This window comes from Proteus cibi (genome assembly GCF_003144405.1).
GTDB classification, from domain to species: Bacteria; Pseudomonadota; Gammaproteobacteria; order Enterobacterales; family Enterobacteriaceae; genus Proteus; species Proteus cibi.
Window position 1 is genome coordinate 260,488 of the sequence record NZ_PENW01000018.1, and the last position, 18,483, is coordinate 278,970.

16 protein-coding genes are annotated in these 18,483 nt (G+C 37.9%); all 16 read left to right on the forward strand.

The annotated features are described in order from the left end of the window. Nucleotides 1-16 precede the first annotated feature (16 nt). The gene (locus DK865_RS11175) at nucleotides 17-649 is read left to right on the forward strand and encodes a LexA family protein (protein ID WP_023583763.1); all 633 of its coding nucleotides are present in this window, start codon (nucleotides 17-19) and stop codon (nucleotides 647-649) included. 623 nt (nucleotides 650-1,272) lie between these two features. Continuing rightward, nucleotides 1,273-1,770, forward strand: a complete 498-nt coding sequence (gene tssB / locus DK865_RS11180) for a type VI secretion system contractile sheath small subunit (protein ID WP_023583762.1) — start codon at nucleotides 1,273-1,275, stop codon at nucleotides 1,768-1,770. A 23-nt stretch (nucleotides 1,771-1,793) separates the two neighbouring features. Continuing rightward, the gene (gene tssC / locus DK865_RS11185) at nucleotides 1,794-3,341 is read left to right on the forward strand and encodes a type VI secretion system contractile sheath large subunit (RefSeq protein WP_109391944.1); all 1,548 of its coding nucleotides are present in this window, start codon (nucleotides 1,794-1,796) and stop codon (nucleotides 3,339-3,341) included. A gap of 12 nt (nucleotides 3,342-3,353) precedes the next feature. Further along, nucleotides 3,354-4,691, forward strand: coding sequence for a type VI secretion system baseplate subunit TssK (gene tssK, locus DK865_RS11190; protein ID WP_109391945.1), 1,338 nt, complete (start codon nucleotides 3,354-3,356; stop codon nucleotides 4,689-4,691). Next, complete coding sequence (gene tssL / locus DK865_RS11195; RefSeq protein ID WP_109391946.1) at nucleotides 4,688-5,356, forward strand: type VI secretion system protein TssL, short form; 669 nt, start codon at nucleotides 4,688-4,690, stop codon at nucleotides 5,354-5,356. Before tssK ends, tssL begins: the two co-directional genes overlap by 4 nt. Next, entirely contained in the window at nucleotides 5,356-7,074 is a 1,719-nt protein-coding gene (locus tag DK865_RS11200) for an OmpA family protein (RefSeq protein ID WP_228407772.1), read from the forward strand. The genes tssL and DK865_RS11200 overlap by 1 nt, the downstream gene beginning before the upstream one ends. A gap of 22 nt (nucleotides 7,075-7,096) precedes the next feature. Continuing rightward, on the forward strand, nucleotides 7,097-7,588 hold the full coding sequence (locus tag DK865_RS11205; protein ID WP_023583757.1) for an Hcp family type VI secretion system effector: 492 nt from the start codon (nucleotides 7,097-7,099) through the stop codon (nucleotides 7,586-7,588). Nucleotides 7,589-7,896: 308 nt separating this feature from the next. Next, complete coding sequence (tssH, locus tag DK865_RS11210; RefSeq protein WP_109391948.1) at nucleotides 7,897-10,566, forward strand: type VI secretion system ATPase TssH; 2,670 nt, start codon at nucleotides 7,897-7,899, stop codon at nucleotides 10,564-10,566. Between the two features lie 36 nt (nucleotides 10,567-10,602). Then, on the forward strand, nucleotides 10,603-11,124 hold the full coding sequence (locus DK865_RS11215; protein ID WP_023583755.1) for a DUF3304 domain-containing protein: 522 nt from the start codon (nucleotides 10,603-10,605) through the stop codon (nucleotides 11,122-11,124). After that, entirely contained in the window at nucleotides 11,112-13,652 is a 2,541-nt protein-coding gene (locus DK865_RS11220) for a T6SS phospholipase effector Tle1-like catalytic domain-containing protein (protein WP_109391949.1), read from the forward strand. Before DK865_RS11215 ends, DK865_RS11220 begins: the two co-directional genes overlap by 13 nt. 74 nt (nucleotides 13,653-13,726) lie before the next feature. Continuing rightward, nucleotides 13,727-16,126, forward strand: a complete 2,400-nt coding sequence (locus DK865_RS11225) for a type VI secretion system Vgr family protein (RefSeq protein WP_109391950.1) — start codon at nucleotides 13,727-13,729, stop codon at nucleotides 16,124-16,126. Next, nucleotides 16,119-16,901 carry a DUF4123 domain-containing protein gene (locus DK865_RS11230; RefSeq protein ID WP_162556626.1) on the forward strand — a complete coding sequence of 261 codons (783 nt, stop codon included), beginning with the start codon at nucleotides 16,119-16,121 and terminating at the stop codon, nucleotides 16,899-16,901. Before DK865_RS11225 ends, DK865_RS11230 begins: the two co-directional genes overlap by 8 nt. A 48-nt stretch (nucleotides 16,902-16,949) precedes the next feature. After that, nucleotides 16,950-17,207, forward strand: coding sequence for a PAAR domain-containing protein (locus DK865_RS11235; RefSeq protein WP_023583752.1), 258 nt, complete (start codon nucleotides 16,950-16,952; stop codon nucleotides 17,205-17,207). Nucleotides 17,208-17,257: 50 nt separating this feature from the next. Beyond that, nucleotides 17,258-17,785 carry a DUF3304 domain-containing protein gene (locus DK865_RS11240; protein ID WP_109391952.1) on the forward strand — a complete coding sequence of 176 codons (528 nt, stop codon included), beginning with the start codon at nucleotides 17,258-17,260 and terminating at the stop codon, nucleotides 17,783-17,785. Continuing rightward, complete coding sequence (locus DK865_RS11245; RefSeq protein WP_109391953.1) at nucleotides 17,770-18,318, forward strand: DUF3304 domain-containing protein; 549 nt, start codon at nucleotides 17,770-17,772, stop codon at nucleotides 18,316-18,318. The genes DK865_RS11240 and DK865_RS11245 overlap by 16 nt, the downstream gene beginning before the upstream one ends. After that, a partial coding sequence (locus DK865_RS18655; RefSeq protein ID WP_162556627.1) for a hypothetical protein occupies nucleotides 18,303-18,483 on the forward strand: 181 nt, incomplete at its 3' end. The genes DK865_RS11245 and DK865_RS18655, both read left to right, overlap by 16 nt.

Genomic DNA, 18,483 nt, shown 5'->3' on the forward strand with positions numbered 1-18,483 from the left:
TTTAATAGGAGGAAACATGAGTCTTGCAAATAGAGTTAAATCCAGAAGAGATGCCTTGAGGCTTACTCAGACTGAAGCTGCAGAAAAAGCAGGCATCAGACAACAATCATGGGCTTCAATAGAAGATGGTTCAACCAAAAAGCCTCGTAATATTATTAGTATTGCAAGAGCTTTAGAGTGTGATGCTGGTTGGTTAATGATGGGTGATAACATTCAACCTATTCATGATATCAACACGAAAAAATTACCACTAATAAGCTACGTTCAAGCAGGAAACTTAGTGCATAGTGTTCCTATTACGGATTGTGATGGTGAATTTGAGTATATTCTGACAGATCAAGCACTCTCACAAAGTGCTTTTGCATTAAAAATAGAAGGAGACTCAATGGAGCCTGATTTTAAATCAGGAGATGTAATCATTGTTGATCCTGAAATAAAACCACATCCTGGCGAATTTATTGTTGCAGCGAATAATGAAAGAGAAGCAACATTTAAGAAATACAGACCAACTCACATTGATGCCAATGGCAATGAGCATTTTGAACTTATACCATTGAATAGTGACTACCCAACACTCAGTAGTGAAAACACACCTTTAATGATCATTGGCACGATGATTGAACATCGTATTTATCGCCGCAAACGATAATGCTTTTTCTCCCAAAGAACCCCAATAATTGCTACCTCTATTATTGGGGTCTATCTCAAAAATAGTTTTATCTGCTTTCCCTCTAATTTAACCCAAATATTTATAAAATCACTCATTAATTAATCAAATAAGAGAATGAAAGGAAGTTAAATAGCTCTTTTTCTACTTAATAATTAATACTTAGAAATACAAGCATTAAAGTTTAAGGTTTAAAAAAGCATCATTGCTTTATTTCTATTCTCTTATCATCTGGCACATCATTTAACAACCACAGAAACGATAACAAGCCATTATCAATAAGAATAATTACTATGTATATATACTAATCAAATAAACATAATCCACTTAATATAAAAATAACTCATTATGAATTTAAATAAGATATAAAATAAATATCATATTATGATACTTATTTGGAATAAACCTCTAATTTAGCTCAATACATTTTCTTTCTATTTCATTCTACTTTTAGAGATATCTCCTAAAAACATTAAGACAAATTGATTTATTTAATTTTGTTTAATATAAAGAGGACACTTTAAGATAAATTTCTTGGTAGTGAAATTACTTACTATTCCCCACTCTCAAGAGATCCTTTATTCGTTAAATATAAGGATTTTATTATGTCAGATAGTTTTCAAAATGAAGTTCCTAAAGCGCGGGTAAATATAAAACTCGACTTACATACAGGCGGTGCACAAAAAAAAGTTGAGTTGCCTTTAAAACTATTGGCCATCGGTGACTACAGCAACGGAAAGGATAAACGCGTTCTTTCAGAAAGAGAAAAGGTCAACATTAATAAAAATAACTTCAATAGCGTACTTACTGAGTTTTCCCCTTCCGTCAATCTCACCGTAAAAAACACATTCGCTAATGATGGTAGCGAGGAGAGCATCAATCTGTCATTTAAAGAGATGGCAGACTTTGAACCGGAACAAGTTGCTCGCCAGATACCTCAACTCCGCGCCATGCTAGCAATGCGTAATCTCTTACGTGACTTGAAATCTAACCTCCTTGATAACATCACTTTTCGTCGTGAACTCGAAAATATCCTGAAAGATCCTGCACTAAGTGATGAGCTACGCGAGGAATTATCTCAACTTGCACCGAAAAAAGACTAATTGGGTTTTATCATTACAGGATTATGCTTATGTCAGTTAATAGCGAAAGTATTTCAAAAAGTACAACAACTGTACTTGATGAGCCCGCGAATAGCGGTGTTTACGCCTCACTCTTTGAAAAAATTAACCTCACACCTGTTTCTCAGGTAAGTGATATTAATATCTTCCAAGACAATAGTGCTCTGGCAGATACAACAGCAAATGAGCGCGTTACTGTTGCCGTTCAAGTCTTTCTTGATCGCCTAAAATCTTCAGGTCAAAAAGTTGAGCGTTTAGATCGAAATTTACTTGATCACCATATTGCTGATCTAGATAGACAAATTAGCGAACAACTTGATGAAGTCATGCATCACGCTGACTTTCAAAAAATTGAATCCGCATGGCGTGGGTTAAAATTCTTAGTGGATCGCACTGATTTTCGTCAAAACGTAAAAATAGAGTTACTTGATATTGCTAAGGATGATTTACGCCAAGACTTTGAAGATTGTCCAGAAACTATCCAAAGTGGCCTTTATCACCACACTTATATCGAAGAGTATGATACCCCAGGTGGCGAACCTATTGCGGCTATTATCTCTAACTATGAGTTTGATCGTAGCCCTCAAGATATTGCGCTATTACGAAATATCGCAAAGATATCGGCATCAGCTCACATGCCATTTGTTGGCTCAGTGGGTCCTGCATTTTTTGGTAAAGACTCTATGGAAGAAGTTGCTGCCATTAAGGACATCAGCAACTACTTTGACCGTGCTGAATACATCAAATGGAAATCTTTCCGTGACTCTGATGATGCCCGCTATATTGGCTTAACGATGCCTCGCGTTTTAGGTCGTCTTCCTTATGGTCCAGACACCATTCCTGTACGTAGTTTTAATTATATTGAAGAAGTAAAAGGTCCAGACCATGAGAAATATTTGTGGACAAATGCAACCTTTGCTTTTGCTGCCAATATGGTTAAAAGCTTTATTAACAATGGTTGGTGTGTACAAATTCGTGGCCCTCAAGCTGGCGGTGCTGTAAAAGATTTACCTATTCATCTTTATGATTTAGGAACAGGAAGTCAGGTCAAAATTCCATCTGAAGTGATGATCCCTGAAACACGAGAGTTTGAGTTTGCCAACCTCGGTTTTATTCCATTGTCTTACTATAAAAACCGTGATTATTCTTGTTTCTTCTCTGCAAACTCTGCGCAAAAACCTGCTCTTTATGAAACATCTGATGCAACAGCGAATAGCCGTATCAATGCGCGTTTACCTTATATTTTCCTCCTTTCACGAATTGCCCATTATCTGAAATTAATTCAGCGTGAAAATATTGGCACGACAAAAGATCGTCGTTTATTAGAACTTGAGCTGAATAATTGGGTTCGTAGTTTAGTGACCGAAATGACTGATCCGAGTGATGATTTACAAGCTTCCCACCCGCTTCGTGATGCCAAAGTGGTAGTAGAAGATATTGAAGATAACCCTGGCTTTTTCAGAGTGAAGCTGTATGCCGTTCCACATTTCCAAGTGGAAGGAATGGATGTAGATCTCTCGTTAGTATCTCAAATGCCCAAAGCGAAAGCATAAGGTGAAACACGGATGAAAATATACCGCCCCCTCTGGAGTGATGGGGCCTTTTTGGCTCCTCAGCAATTTCAACAACAAGCAAGATGGGATAGCTATCTCATTAGCACCATCGCCAATATGACGATTGCATCAGCATGGGGCGTTATTTGTGCCGAATTTGATGAAAGCGCCTTAACTATCTCACGCCTTAGTGCGCAAAAAATTATCGTTCGTTTTCCTGACGGCACGCTAATTGATACAACGCTGGCAGATAACTTACCTCCCGTTAATGAGCTTAGCCATTACTCGCAACATCAAACGCTTGATGTCGTTCTCGCATTACCTCTATTACAAGCTAATGGTGGTAACCTTATGCAAGAAGGACGCGCTGATCGACCACAACCGTTCTATCAAGAATGGATGAAAGTACAAGATTTAATTGGTCAAGAACAAACAGATATCGCAGTGTTAAGGCACAGTATTACTTTGCGCTACGCTCATGAAGAAAATAGCGCATACATGACTTGTCCGGTAACTCGATTAATCCGCAATGCCCAAGGTGCATGGGAAATAGATAAACATTTTATTCCCCCATTATTGAGTTGTAGTGCAAGCGCTGAATTAACGACATTATTCTCAGAATTCATGCATCGTTTAGTCGCAAAGCGTCGTCGCCTAATGACTATGCGCCGTGAAAATAATGAGCAAATGGCTGATTTTGCTGTCGCTGATGTCTCGCTTTTTTGGCTACTAAACGCGATAAACAGTGCTGAGCCTGTATTAAGTGAATTACTCTCATCAATGGGACGTCACCCAGAGCTTCTTTATCGTGAATTAGTACGTCTAACGGGTGCGCTACTGACATTTTCACTCGATCATGAAAATGGTGATATTCCACTTTATCAGCATTCATATCCTGAACAGGTTTTCCCCCCTTTATTTAGCTTACTGAACACGCTGTTAGAAGCGAGTTTACCTTCACGAGTGATTAGTATTGCTCTCGATAAAGAAGGACCATTCTGGCGTGGCGAATTGCATGATCCTCGCCTACGCGAAGATGCTGATTTCTATCTTTCAGTGCGTTCTGCATTACCCGCTCATTTGTTGATCACTCAATTTCCATTGCTTTGTAAAGCCGGTAGTAATGACGATGTTGCTAGTGTGGTTAACATCGCACTTAATGGTATTCCATTACAACCTTTAACACATGTTCCTGCAGCTATCCCACTGCGTTTAGAAAATCACTATTTTGCTCTTGAACTCAATAATTCAGCTGGTCAAGCCATGCTCTCTTCTGGTCACTGTGCTTTTTATGTGCCAGGAACATTAGGCGAAATTCAGCTAGAACTTTTTGCGGTACTTCGCTCATGATAACGAATACAAGAACAGCTAAAAATAACATGATTGATATGCTTTTTGCTGATACTTGGTTAATGGTATGTCAGCTACGTCAAGGTGCCGAGATTACTGATGGCAAAGCCTTCTACCGACGCGTCTGTGAACATATTGATAAAACACGCCAACAACTCACAGAAAAAGGCTATTCCCAATCTGCCATCGAAAACATGCTTTATGCACAATGCGCTTTAATTGATGAGAGCGTGATGAATCGAACTGAGCGCGATGACGGTTACTTACAGTGGATACAATCCCCATTACAAGCTAAATATTTCAATACATTAGAAGCGGGTGACAAACTATGGGATAGGTTGCGTAATCTATTAAATGAACCAGCCCCCAACCATGATGTACTTATCTGTTTTCACCGTGTGATTACACTGGGTTTTGTTGGTAAATATCGTCAAACCAATGCTCCTGAACGTGAACAAATTATTGAGTTACTCAACACTCAACTTCCCCCCTATGCGCTCTCAAATGATTTACCTTTAGTGATGAAATCCAAGCATCGTATGAATCGTCGCCATATTTATTGGTTAGGTTGGTTTGGGGGAATTGTGGTGCTTGCAATGCTGTGGTGGGGTTTTTCTGTGTCATTAGAAAATTTACTTCAACAATGGGTCATTCAAGGAAAGTGATGCAAAAAAACAGGACAAAACAGTGTATTACATTGTTTTCAGCAAGCTTATTATTGTGGTTGCTTTGGGGATTTTGGTCTTTTGGTAAAGAGATCTCCTTTTTTCTGACGGCCTTTATTTGTATCGTCACACTTACTTTATGTGTCTGGTTTTTCCGTCAGCACAAAAGTGCCCCCTATCTTAAGGATGCGCTTACAATCCAGCTCCCTCCTGATAACTATCAAGGCGCTGTTATTATTGTTTGTGGTCAATCACAAATACTTTTTCACGACAATCAGACCTATCGGGAAACAGCTAAAGGTTGGTATATTCGCGCCTCTTCTCCTATTGACTTAATCAACATCACTCAACATATCGTTGATATTGCCCCCTTACAATTACGTCGATTATCACTGTTATACGCCTTATTACCTGAACAGCAATTACAGCAAGAAGAAGTCACTCAAGAAACACTTAATTGGCGTCGTGCTATTCATGAAAGCAATAAAAAAACAGGTAAAACATTACCTTTTTGGGTGACCCTTTATCTTAACTCTCCAGTTAATTATCTCAATTCACATTTTGATGACATCACACCTTGGATAACCTATTTAAATGATCAACCAGAGTTACTTGTTATCTCTGATAATCTGGCAACTCAATCTATTTCAACATGGCTATCACCAAATAGAGAGCAAACCGAAAACCAACTCACCATGGCTCTCTGGCTTGATCAATTACTCGCTTGGTTAAAAAGTGAATTTATTCCTCTACTTACTGTTGCTCAATCTGGTGCTCCGAGTCTCATACCTGTTGCTTGGGCAATGCAATTTACACCTGTTCCTACCATTTCAAATAACCGTTGGGCTCAATTTATTCACCATAAAACCACGTTATTTCCGGCGATTACCAAAACATCAAATAATAATGACGAATTACCATTACCAGACAGAGTGATTGATAAACTCACTCACGATGTCAATTTATTAAAAATCGAAACTACCTTTGGTGTTGTTGGCATGATTTGTGGGTTATTTCTTATTGGTGCTCTCTCAGGTAGTTATCACCATAACAAGCAATTAATCTACGATAATAGTCATGATATCAATCACTTTAAAAGTATTACCGATGAGAATTTAGAACCTAAAAAAGTGGCTTATCAACAGTTACTTTCAGATGCAACGTTTCTCTCTCATTGGCAACGAGAAGGTATTCCTGCTCGCTATTCTTTAGCGTTATATCAAGGAAATAACATCTTACCTTATTTGCATGCCTTGCTCAGTTCATGGGCTCCCCCACTACCACCAGCGCCTATCATCGTACAAGAAATTCCTGAAATGGTGACGTTAGATAGCCTTGCCCTCTTCGCTTCAGGTCAATACGAATTAAAAAACGAAGCCACCAAAGTGCTTGTTGATGCACTTATCAATATAAAAGCCAAACCTGGTTGGTTAATTGTTATTTCTGGGTATACCGACAACACCGGTAATCCCGATTTAAATCAAAAACTTTCTCTTAAACGAGCTGAAGCCGTGCGTGATTGGATGATCAAAACCAGTGATATCGCACCATCTTGCTTTGCAGTGCAAGGATATGGCCAACATCAGCCTGTTGCAGATAACTCAACACTCGATGGCCGAGCTCGTAATCGTCGAGTTGAAATTCGCCTGATACCTCAAGCTGATGCTTGTCAGGTATTAGCTGATGACCTTACGCCACTGAAGGATGGTGGCAACTAAACCTTAGAAAGGAGATGTAATTATGGCTATTCCTGTATACCTCTGGTTAAAAGATGACGGTAATGCGGATATCAAAGGCTCAGTGAATGTTCAAGATCGTGAAGGCAGTATTGAAGTCGTTGCTCAAGATCACAACTTGTATATTCCAACAGATAACAACACTGGCAAATTAACCGGTACACGTATCCATACCCCATTTATTTTTGTCAAAGAAATTGATGCTTCCAGCCCGTATTTATACAAGGCAGTTACAACTGGGCAAACGTTGAAAAAGGCAGAGTTTAAATGGTATCGCATCGATGACGCAGGTCAAGAAGTTGAATATTTCAACACCACTCTAGAAAACGTCAAGGTAGTCAAAGTAGCGCCTAAGATGCACAACATCAAAGATCCAACCAAAGAGAAACACAATCACCTCGAAGAAGTTGAATTGCGTTACGAAAAAATCACTTGGACTTATAAAGACGGAAATATCATTCATTCAGATTCATGGAATGAACGCGCCACTGCGTAAAGTAGAAATAAACAGGCGGTTAACCGCCTGTTTTTAAAAACATTTAAACTAAAACACTATTAGCCATTTATACCCTAAATAATTCAAAGTACGACGAGTAAATACTCTAAATAGTTCAAGGTGTAGCTAGGCGACAAATGAATGAGTCGCTAGGAGCATACATAAGTATGTGACTAGCGCGAATGAATGCAGTCAACAACGCTACAACTTGAAATATGACAAGTATGACCTTATGAGCCTCGGTCTATGGCTAAGGGCGGTAGCGTACCTAAATTCCCTCAATAGGGACTTCATTACTGGGAGAAAACATGGAAAATCAATCTATCATGCTATTGCGTCGATTAAATCCTTATTGTGCAAAAGCGCTGGAAGCGGCGGCATCATTATGCCAAACACGTGCCCATGCAGAAGTCACTATTGAACACTGGTTATTAAAAATTCTAGAGCTAGGTGAAAGCGATATCACTGTTTTAGCTCGTCGCTATGAATGGGATTTATCAGCACTCTGGCAAGACTTACTTGACGCAATTGATAAATTACCCCGCTCTGTATACAGCCGACCTCAATTATCCAAGCCTTTATTAGAACTGATTAAGAATGCCTGGGTAATTGCTTCTCTTGATGAAGATATCGAGCAAATTCGTAGTGTCCATTTACTTACGACAATAACTCGCCATCCAACATTAGTACAATTAGATGCACTCTGGCCTTTAATGACATTAGGTGAAACACAGCTACAACGATTAAGACCTTTACTTGATGCCCAATCAGATGAAAGACCTGAAGTTCAACAAGTTGCGGCGCATAATCATACTACTGAAAATAACCTAGACCACGAAAATAACGATCAACCTTCAACTTCCCCTGACAACGCCATTATTGGTCATACATTAAGTGAAGCTCTACTAGCTGTATTAAATAAGTTCACGATTGATGTCACTGAAAAAGCGCGCCTTGGTGAAATTGATCCTGTATTTGGTCGTGACGATGAGATTCGTCAAATGGTTGATATTCTCTCTCGTCGTCGTAAAAATAACCCCATTTTAGTGGGTGAACCGGGTGTAGGTAAAACAGCACTTGTTGAAGGGCTTGCATTGCGAATTGCTGAAAAAAATGTCCCTATTAGCTTACAAACTACTGCACTACGAACATTAGATTTAGGTTTATTACAAGCAGGAGCGGGTGTAAAAGGTGAATTTGAACAACGGCTAAAAAATGTAATTGATGCTGTTCAGCAATCACCTACGCCTATTTTATTATTTATTGATGAAGCACATACCATTATTGGTGCAGGTAACCAAGCCGGAGGGGCGGATGCTGCTAACTTATTAAAACCAGCATTAGCACGTGGTGAATTACGCACAATTGCAGCAACCACTTGGTCAGAATACAAACAATACTTTGAACGTGATGCCGCATTAGAACGCCGTTTCCAAATCGTAAAAGTTGATGAACCTGATGATGAAAAAGCCTTTTTAATGTTACGAGGACTTAAATCTCGTTATGCAAAATATCATGGTGTACATATTACCGATGATGCCGTAAAAGCCGCAGTAACGTTATCACGCCGTTATTTAACAGGTAGGCAACTCCCTGATAAAGCAGTTGATTTACTTGATACCGCAAGTGCAAGAATTCGCATGAGTTTAGATACGTTACCTGAAGAGTTAACTCGCATTAAAGCTAAACGTTATGCATTAGAACTGGAACAAAAAGCGATACTCGATGACATCACTATTGGCAATTTAACTAATCAAATAAAATTATCTGATTTATCTTCTCAAGATGCCCAATTAGCACATCAACTCGAAACACTAGAACAGCGCTTCGAACAAGAAAAAGAGATGATCTGTCAGTTAATTGAAAGCAGACAAGATCCTGAAAATGCAAAGCTTTCAGCACAACTTCAGCAACAACTTATTCAGTTACAACAAGGCGCTCCATTATTAAATCCTGATGTTGATGTTTGTACGGTAGCAACTGTTATTGCGGATTGGACTGGCGTTCCGCTTTCAAGCCTACTTAAAGATGAACAAATTGGTTTATTAGAGTTAGAAAAAAATCTAGCACAACAAGTTATAGGACAAGATAACGCGCTGTTAGCGTTAGCTCAGCGTTTACGAGCATCAAGAACCGGATTAGTTTCTGAAAATGGACCTCAAGGTGTCTTTTTATTAGTGGGTCCTAGTGGCGTAGGTAAAACAGAGACTGCTTTAGCACTTGCGAATGCTCTCTTTGGTGGTCAAAAATCTTTAATCACTATTAATATGTCAGAGTATCAAGAAGCCCATACTGTCAGCCAATTAAAGGGGTCACCTCCGGGTTATGTGGGATATGGTCAAGGTGGCGTATTAACCGAAGCTGTAAGAAAACGCCCTTATAGTATTGTATTACTTGATGAAGTTGAAAAGGCTCATCGAGATGTTCTTAACCTATTTTACCAAGTTTTCGATCGCGGATTTATGCGAGATGGCGAAGGGCGCGAGATTGATTTTCGTAATACTGTTATTTTAATGACTGCAAATTTAGGCAGTGATTATTTAATGCAGCAGCTGGAAGAGTCGCCATTAAGTACAGATAGCGATTTACACGAAACGCTTCGCCCTATTTTGCGTGAACATTTCCAACCGGCACTACTGGCACGCTTCCAAACATTAATTTATCGCCCTCTTGATGCAACAGCACTACGCATTATTGTTGAGATGAAATTAAAAAATGTGATCAAGCGACTTTATACCCATTATCGATTAACCGGTATTGTTGAAGAAACGCTCTACGATACCCTTGTTGATGCTTGTTTATTACCAGACACTGGCGCTCGAAATATCGATAGTCTGCTTAATCAACAAATTCTGCCTATATTGAGTCAACAGTTACTATTACGCCAAGCCAGTGCAGAGAAATCACAGTATGTCATTTTAGGCTATAACGACGAAGATGGAATAACGCTGAGCTTTAGTGATGAGTTGCCGCATTGATTAATGCATATTATTAAGGAATAGAGAAATCTAAGTATGCCTATAAAATTAACCCGTAAAAAACTTGCATGTATTGGGATAGTCATTGCTCTTATTGCGATTTATTTACTCTTTATCCATAAACCCAAAGTGGAATATCTGGCTGGGAATTTACACGGATTTAACCACGTGAAAGGCACTTCCGTAAATTGGTTTAAAGTTAATGGTTATTATGGGCAAGGTGCGGCAGGAACTTGTTGCATTATGGTGCCGAGAAAATGGACACCTAATCAAACCGTTTTAGTGGAATGGGAAGTCGATCCCGATGCATACCCTACAGATATACCCGGTGTAGCCGATCCTAACTTTAGGGCTTATATGGACAAACACAAAGCCAATTATCGCCATTACAGTAAAGTCGTTGACATTCCCGAGTATGACGAACCTTGCAGTATGGATGTCCATTTTCTCCCTTGTCAGGAAGTAAAAATTACTCTTTCTTGTCATGCGACTAATCACCCTGACTATCCCATTAAAGAGCCTAGCTTTATGGAGGAGCCTGCAGTATGTCAGAAATAAATAAAGTCGATTCAACACTTATTAATATCATAAAATTTTATCGAGATAGCAAACAAGTTATGGGTGGCGACCCCTGTTGGGCTCCGCCTATATTTCCTGATCAAGGTCGATTAACATTGACTGGCCAACAAGTGAAACAAAATATAAAAAAAATTGAATACGAAGAAAATCAAAATAAATCACATCTCACTCAAAAAGACACAACGCAATGTTGTAAAACCTTACATGCTAGTTTTTTCTTTGATGGTACAAATAACAATAATAAGAATGATACAGATGATGCAAATCCACCACATCCAACAAATGTGGCAAAGCTTTATCATGCCAGTTCTCCAGATATAAAAGAGGCAATGGATAAAGGATTTTATGCTTACTATTTACCTGGTGTAGGCACTCCTTTCCCTGAAATAAAAACCTATGAGTATTACAGTTCAGGATTAACTTTTGCAACAGGTGGTCTAGCTCGTATAAATTGGGCACTGATTCAAATATACAATACATTATATCATGCGGTGACAGGTGATAAATTAACCTTATCGAAAATGCGCACATTGCAGTTAAATATGGAACCGTCGGAAAGTTATAACCCAACACATATTTTATGTGATCAATTTAGAACGATAAGAAATAAGATTATAAAAAATAAACCCAAATTCGTGGCTTTAAAATTATATATCTATGGATTTTCTCGGGGTTCAGCGGAAGCAAGAACATTTATATATTGGTTAGATAAATTTCTCACTTATATTTATACACAAGCTCCACCATTGCGACCATTAATGTTTCCTAAAGGAACTCTCTATGGTATCCCTGTTTCAGTTGAGTTTTTAGGGCTTTTTGATACTGTTGCAGCCGTTGGATTAGCTAATGTTATGCCTATGTTTACCGGTCATAATGGCTGGGCTGATGGCACTCAGCAACTCCCAAAATCAGATTTAATTAAAAACTGTTATCATTTTGTGGCCTCCCATGAGCAACGCCAATCCTTTGCTGTCGATTCGATACGTACACCCGAAGGAAACTATCTCCCTAATACCATAGAAGTCATTTACCCCGGAATGCACTCTGATATAGGGGGTGGCTATCCGCCTGGAGATCAAGGTAAAGCTCTAGCTGGTCATGAAGAACTTATCTCTCAAATTACTTTACATGATATGTACGCAGCCGCAATAGATGCTGGCGCACCTTTAGCATTAAGCGAAGAGTCTTTTTTATTATTACCCCCTAAACAACAAGACTATTATTTATTTAGAAAAATCAAACCAGCAACAATAGATGAATTTGAAATATCAAATTCTATAATTAATAAATTTAATATCTGGCGAGAAAAAACCCTTCCCGAAATAACAATAAAGCAAAAAAATAATAATATAAAATCATATATACCTAACCGTTTTATTACTGACGATATTGAAAGCGTTATTGAATGCCAACTTATTTTAATCACCGCTTGGCGTATTGGACGTTATGCATCCCCTCAAGATTCAGCAATGAATCTTACACAACAAGATTTTTTTAAAAATGCACCACAACATGCAGATATAGAAGTGCAACCTTATGATCCAGAATTCAGTAAACAAGCAAGTAATGCAATAGCTAAAGAATATTGGGATGTAAATAAAAAAACAGCAGAAATTCGTGAAAAAAGAGAAAAAGAGCAAAAAAAGCAAAAAAAGCAAAGTGATATTAATAATTGGCAACCTTCACCTAAGCATATAGGCCCGCCTTTATTTGATGCAACTAATTCAAGGGGACAATTTTGGGAAGCATCCTTAGAATTTAAAGCTGATTATGAAGATATATCTCGGCCTCCTCCTTTAATTGATACAAAACACCAAAAAGTAAAACAATTTTGTGAATCAATGAATTATTATCATTCTGATAACCCTTATTATATACCCGATAAAAAATGCGATTCACTTCCTGAATATAGTTTTCCAGTTAGTGTGGATATTCAAGCAAGCATATTACAAGAATTAGGTGGAGAAATTCAAGATTATGCATATTTAATTACATACCAAGATGAACGCAATGAATATTTAAGTCTAAAAGAAAAAAGTGAAAAATTATATTCTACTTTAAAAAGTGCTTTAGTTAAAAATGATAAAGACTCTTATATAGGAAAAATAGTTGATCTGTTAGATAACCATATACATGATTCGAGAGCTTGGTTTATGCATTCTGAAAGTGGTATTAGAGAGCCTTTTAGTAGTTATTTCTTATCTCGTATGATTTATTTTGGAGAACATTGGAATAAATCGATGCAATTAATTTCCAATAATGGGTTTATTTATGGCATTAAAAACATAGAAAAAATTTATTACTTTTATTATTTACCTACTTATGGATTAAAAATTTTAATTAAAGAAACAGGGGAAGATGTTGAAATAAACAATAACGAACGACCAACCCCCACAAATAATATATTATATCAAATAAAAAAAATTGATAAATTAATTCAGCAAAATAAGATACAAGAAACAAAAAATGCATTAAAAAAACACTTCACTGAAATAAATATCAATTAATACTTTTAACTCAAGGGTAAATACAGAAAGTTTGTTAATAATAAACAAACGGGATGTGTTTATATCATTTCACTATGAATTTAAAAAAAACAACTCAAGCTCTACTTAACGGACAAAATCGCTATCACCTTAATGTACAGGGTTGTGATGTTTTACTTGATGTAGAATATTTCACAGGACGCGAAGCAATAAGTGATACCTACCATTATCAAATTACTTTTACCTGCCAAGCTCAGGATTTACAACCGCAACAACTGTTGCGTCGTAGTGCGACACTTTCTTTTACTCCTCCACTCAATAGCATTACAGAATTAGCAACTCAAGAGCCCATCACCAAGCAAGTTCACGGCGTTGTCACACAATTTCGGCGCCTATCTGGATCAAAAGATGAAGCCCGTTATCAATTAGTTATTGAGCCCGTATTTGCCTTATTACGCCATCAGATACGTTCTCATCGCTTTTTCCTCAATCAGTCTGTTACTGATGTCGTTAGTCAAATTTTACGTGAGCATAATTTTAAAGATTGGGAATTTGAATTTACACTTAAAAATGAATATCCCAAACGTGAGCAAATAAACCAATATAATGAAAGTGATCGTCAATTTATCGAACGACTATTAAGTGAAGTCGGTATTTTTTATTCGTTCTATTTGCAAGACCAAACACAAACTGAAGTGATCCGATTTGCTGATCGCCAAAGTGCTTATACCTTTGATAAAACCCTGCCTTTAAATAGCCCATCAGGCATGAACGATAATCATCAAGAAAGTGTGTGGGGATTATCTCTGCGTCATCAAGTGGTCGAACAAAATGTATTAACCAAAGATTACAACCATCGACAAGCACAAGATACCTTGATTTCAGCAGTAACGGATATGACCCGTGGTGAAGGTGAGGAGATCCATTATGGTGAAGTTTATCATTATCAGGCTCGACATCTTTCTCGCGGTGATAAACTCAACCCTGAAGCAGAAACCGCCAACTTTTGGGCACGGCTTGATCATGAGCGCTTTTTAACTCGTCAAACGCGCTTAAAAGGCGAAAGTAATGCAGCTTTTCTCTCTCCATTACAAGTGATAACCATCACTGATAACGCAATACCTTCATCATTACCGTCTGTGTTTCAATCACCGATTTTAATCACTCGTCTACGTTTTAGTGGTGGTCGAGAAAAAGCGTTGCAAGTCCGATTTAATGCGATTCCTTACAGTGAAACCCTTTGCTGGCGACCTACTGTTAAACCGCGTCCTATTATCACAGGTACACTTACCGCACGTATCACCAGTGCTAAAGATAACGATATTTATGCGCATCAAAATGAAGATGGCTTTTATTGGGTAAAATTTGATGCCGATCGTGATGAAAAACCCTTGGGTTATGAAAGCATGCCAGTGCGCCTTGCAAAACCTTATGCTGGTGACACTTACGGGATGCACTTTCCTCTAATCCAAGGGACAGAAGTCGCTATCGCTTTTCATGAAGGCGACCCTGACCGACCTTATATCGCCCATGCGCTTCATGATTCACGTCGTCCAGACCATGTAACCGACAAAAATAATACCCGCAATGTTATTCGTACACCGGCTAATAATAAGCTACGTATGGAAGATAAACGCGGTGAAGAACATATCAAAATCAGCACTGAATATGGCGGTAAATCACAATTAAATTTAGGGCATATTGTTGATGCCAATCGAGATAAACGTGGCGAAGGCTTTGAGTTACGCACTGACAGTTGGGGGGCAATAAGAGCCGGTAAAGGATTATTTATTAGTGCAGATAATCAAGCCAAAGCAGGCGGTGAAGTGCTGGCGATGGAACCTGCAATATCGTTAGTAAAAGGGGCAATAAGTCAACTCGATGATTGTAGAGAAATTACCCAAGCACACCACAATCTCCAACCAGAAAAAGCAGGGTTAGATAATCTTTTAAAAAATACGGACAAACTGGCATCCCCTTCTATTCTAATGCATGCTCCAGAAGGAATTGGCATTATTACCAATGAAACAATTCTTATGCAAAGTGTAGGAACACTCTATGCACAATCTAAAGGTGAAATGCATTTATCTAGTACAGAGAATATAGCCACCAACGCTTACAAAAAAATCTCTATGCTATCTCAAAAAGAAGGAATTCGAATTGTCTCAGGGAAAGGACCTTTTGAATTAGAATCGCATGGCGATATCTTCGAAGCAACAGCGCTTAAAGATATTACCGTACAATCAACTCAAGGCCATCTTCAATTAACCGCTAAAAAGGGTATCACACTCGGTTGTGGAGGTGGGTACATCAAAATAATGCCTGATGGACAAATTGAAATTCATACACCAAGTCGATTAAGTCTAAAAGGGCAACATATTTGGAGTGAGCCGGCAAGTGAAGATTTTCCATTACCAGATCTTCCTCAATCTGTTTGTAAAGAGTGTTTAAAGAAAGCACAAGAAAATGCTATGGGAGTCGCCATTCGTGAATAATACATTGCAAGTCCCCTCAAAAGAAATAACGACACAGTGGATAAATCAATTAAAATTAATCTCAGAAAAAACGCATCTAGATTACATTGATATTATTATTGATCAAGCAGGACTAGAGAACCCTATTGTTCCAGCGTTAATCAAAATGGATAATGAGATTAGATGGTTTTCTCTTTTCACTAATATGCCAGAAGAAGGTTTTTTGGAACAAGCCCCTCTACTTATTCGTATTGAGTGGAATAAAAGCACACACTTAATTTTAATAGAAAAGTTGTTTGAGTTACTTTATTCAGAACCTAGATTATTAATAACATCATCCCCACTTTCCTTTAATATGTTATCTACTTTTTTACTTTCTCTTGCAGAAGTAGAATGGGGATTTAAATCTTGTTTACTTCGTTTTTATGATACACGCGTATTTCCAACATTAGTAAATAATATTCTTACCTCAGAACAACAAAAAAGATTTACTGATATTACTTTTATTTGGGGCTGGCTAGATAGAGATAATGATATGAGTTGGTTACTAGGAAGTTATCACCCAGAGATTGAAGATAAAAGTTTTCCAATAATGCAGTTTAATGATGCTCAAATAAATAAAATTGGCTGTATTAGTGATGCTGAAGAATTAAGGTCATATTCTGAATTTAATAACACCTCCATAACTCAAGAAGAAAATTTCAATTACTTATATAACCTTGCTATTCAAGCTAATAATAGTGACCACTTAGGCACTGTAGAGGAATATATTCGCAAACACTCTTTTAATAATTAAATTATTCATATTACTATTTTTCAAATTCACACTTAAAAAGAAAATAAAATGAAAAAGATAATTAGAGTTGGAGATACTTTAAATCCTTATGGTGGAAAAGTGATGACCGGAAGCTACTTAGCGTATGGAAAACCTGTCGCTTGTATTGGTGATTCTGTTATTTGTAATAAACATGGTGAAAATCAAATTATCGAAGGAGCAACAAACTCAATCATAAATAAAAAAGCAATTGCATTAGATGGACATCATTGCGCTTGTGGTTGTACTTTAGTAAGTTCCCTTTCTAACATCAATGTTAAATCATAAACTAATTATTTATATTTCATTATTATTTTATAATAAATAAAGTAGGTAATATGATTAAATTAAAAATAATATTATTAATTCTAGCCTATTCCTTTTTCCTTTCCGGTTGTGCCAATGCGAGTGCTTGGGGGACAAAACCGGAAAACTCCATATTGGGAGCGGGGCTTCAAGGCTATAACCACACTCAATACAGTATTACCGCGTTTTCGATTAATGAAGGTTACGGCAGTATTGGCGGCACGGTATGTTGTGTCATGATCCCTGAAAAATGGCGCCCTAATTTAATCGCGCATATTCAATGGGAAAAACTCGATAAAAGTAAAATATCTCCAGCACCTGATTTTGATCAAGTAGAAGCCTATAACCGCTGGGAAAAAGAATTAGACCGTTATACGACTTATCACGAAGCCTGGGTGCCTATTCCGCAATATGATAAAGAAGTGTGTGGGGTCGATGTCCATTTTTTACCTTGTGACGAAGTGAAAATCACCACGTCTTGCTATAGCTATGGTGATCCTGAATACCCAATTAATGAGCCTCATAATTTGAAGGAGCCCGCCGTATGTCCCCAAAAATAACCTTTTGGCGAATTTTCCCCAAGCTTGTCTCACTATTAATTATCTCTTTTTTCCTTTCCGGTTGCGCCAATGCCGGTTCTTGGGGGACAAAACCGGAAAACTCCATATTGGGAGCGGGGCTTCAAGGCTATAACCACACTCAATACAGTATTACCGCGTTTTCGATTAATGAAGGTTACGGCAGTATTGGCGGCACGGTATGTTGTGTCATGATCCCTGAAAAATGGCGCCCTAATTTAATCGCGCATATTCAATGGGAAAAACTCGATAAAAGTAAAATATCTCCAGCACCTGATTTTGATCAAGTAGAAGCCTATAACCGCTGGGAAAAAGAATTAGACCGTTATACGACTTATCACGAAGCCTGGGTGCCTATTCCGCAATATGATAAAGAAGTGTGTGGGGTCGATGTCCATTTTTTACCTTGTGACGAAGTGAAAATCACCACGTCTTGCTATAGCTATGGTGATCCTGAATACCCAATTAATGAGCCTCATAATTTGAAGGAGCCCGCCGTATGTCCCCAAAAATAACCTTTTGGCGAATTTTCCCCAAGCTTGTCTCACTATTAATTATCTCTTTTTTCCTTTCCGGTTGCGCCAATGCCGGTTCTTGGGGGACAAAACCGGAAAACTCCATATTGGGAGCGGGGCTTCAAGGCTATAACCACACACAATTTGAAATTTCAGGATTTTCAA

Excerpts from the sequence above, each read along its gene's own strand:
- DK865_RS11175 (WP_023583763.1), top strand. The coding sequence starts at position 17 with ATGAGTCTTGCAAATAGAGTTAAATCCAGAAGAGATGCCTTGAGGCTT.
- tssB (WP_023583762.1), top strand. The coding sequence starts at position 1,273 with ATGTCAGATAGTTTTCAAAATGAAGTTCCTAAAGCGCGGGTAAATATA.
- tssC (WP_109391944.1), top strand. The coding sequence starts at position 1,794 with ATGCTTATGTCAGTTAATAGCGAAAGTATTTCAAAAAGTACAACAACT.
- tssK (WP_109391945.1), top strand. The coding sequence starts at position 3,354 with ATGAAAATATACCGCCCCCTCTGGAGTGATGGGGCCTTTTTGGCTCCT.
- tssL (WP_109391946.1), top strand. The coding sequence starts at position 4,688 with ATGATAACGAATACAAGAACAGCTAAAAATAACATGATTGATATGCTT.
- DK865_RS11200 (WP_228407772.1), top strand. The coding sequence starts at position 5,356 with ATGCAAAAAAACAGGACAAAACAGTGTATTACATTGTTTTCAGCAAGC.
- DK865_RS11205 (WP_023583757.1), top strand. The coding sequence starts at position 7,097 with ATGGCTATTCCTGTATACCTCTGGTTAAAAGATGACGGTAATGCGGAT.
- tssH (WP_109391948.1), top strand. The coding sequence starts at position 7,897 with ATGGAAAATCAATCTATCATGCTATTGCGTCGATTAAATCCTTATTGT.
- DK865_RS11215 (WP_023583755.1), top strand. The coding sequence starts at position 10,603 with ATGCCTATAAAATTAACCCGTAAAAAACTTGCATGTATTGGGATAGTC.
- DK865_RS11220 (WP_109391949.1), top strand. The coding sequence starts at position 11,112 with ATGTCAGAAATAAATAAAGTCGATTCAACACTTATTAATATCATAAAA.
- DK865_RS11225 (WP_109391950.1), top strand. The coding sequence starts at position 13,727 with ATGAATTTAAAAAAAACAACTCAAGCTCTACTTAACGGACAAAATCGC.
- DK865_RS11235 (WP_023583752.1), top strand. The coding sequence starts at position 16,950 with ATGAAAAAGATAATTAGAGTTGGAGATACTTTAAATCCTTATGGTGGA.
- DK865_RS11240 (WP_109391952.1), top strand. The coding sequence starts at position 17,258 with ATGATTAAATTAAAAATAATATTATTAATTCTAGCCTATTCCTTTTTC.
- DK865_RS11245 (WP_109391953.1), top strand. The coding sequence starts at position 17,770 with ATGTCCCCAAAAATAACCTTTTGGCGAATTTTCCCCAAGCTTGTCTCA.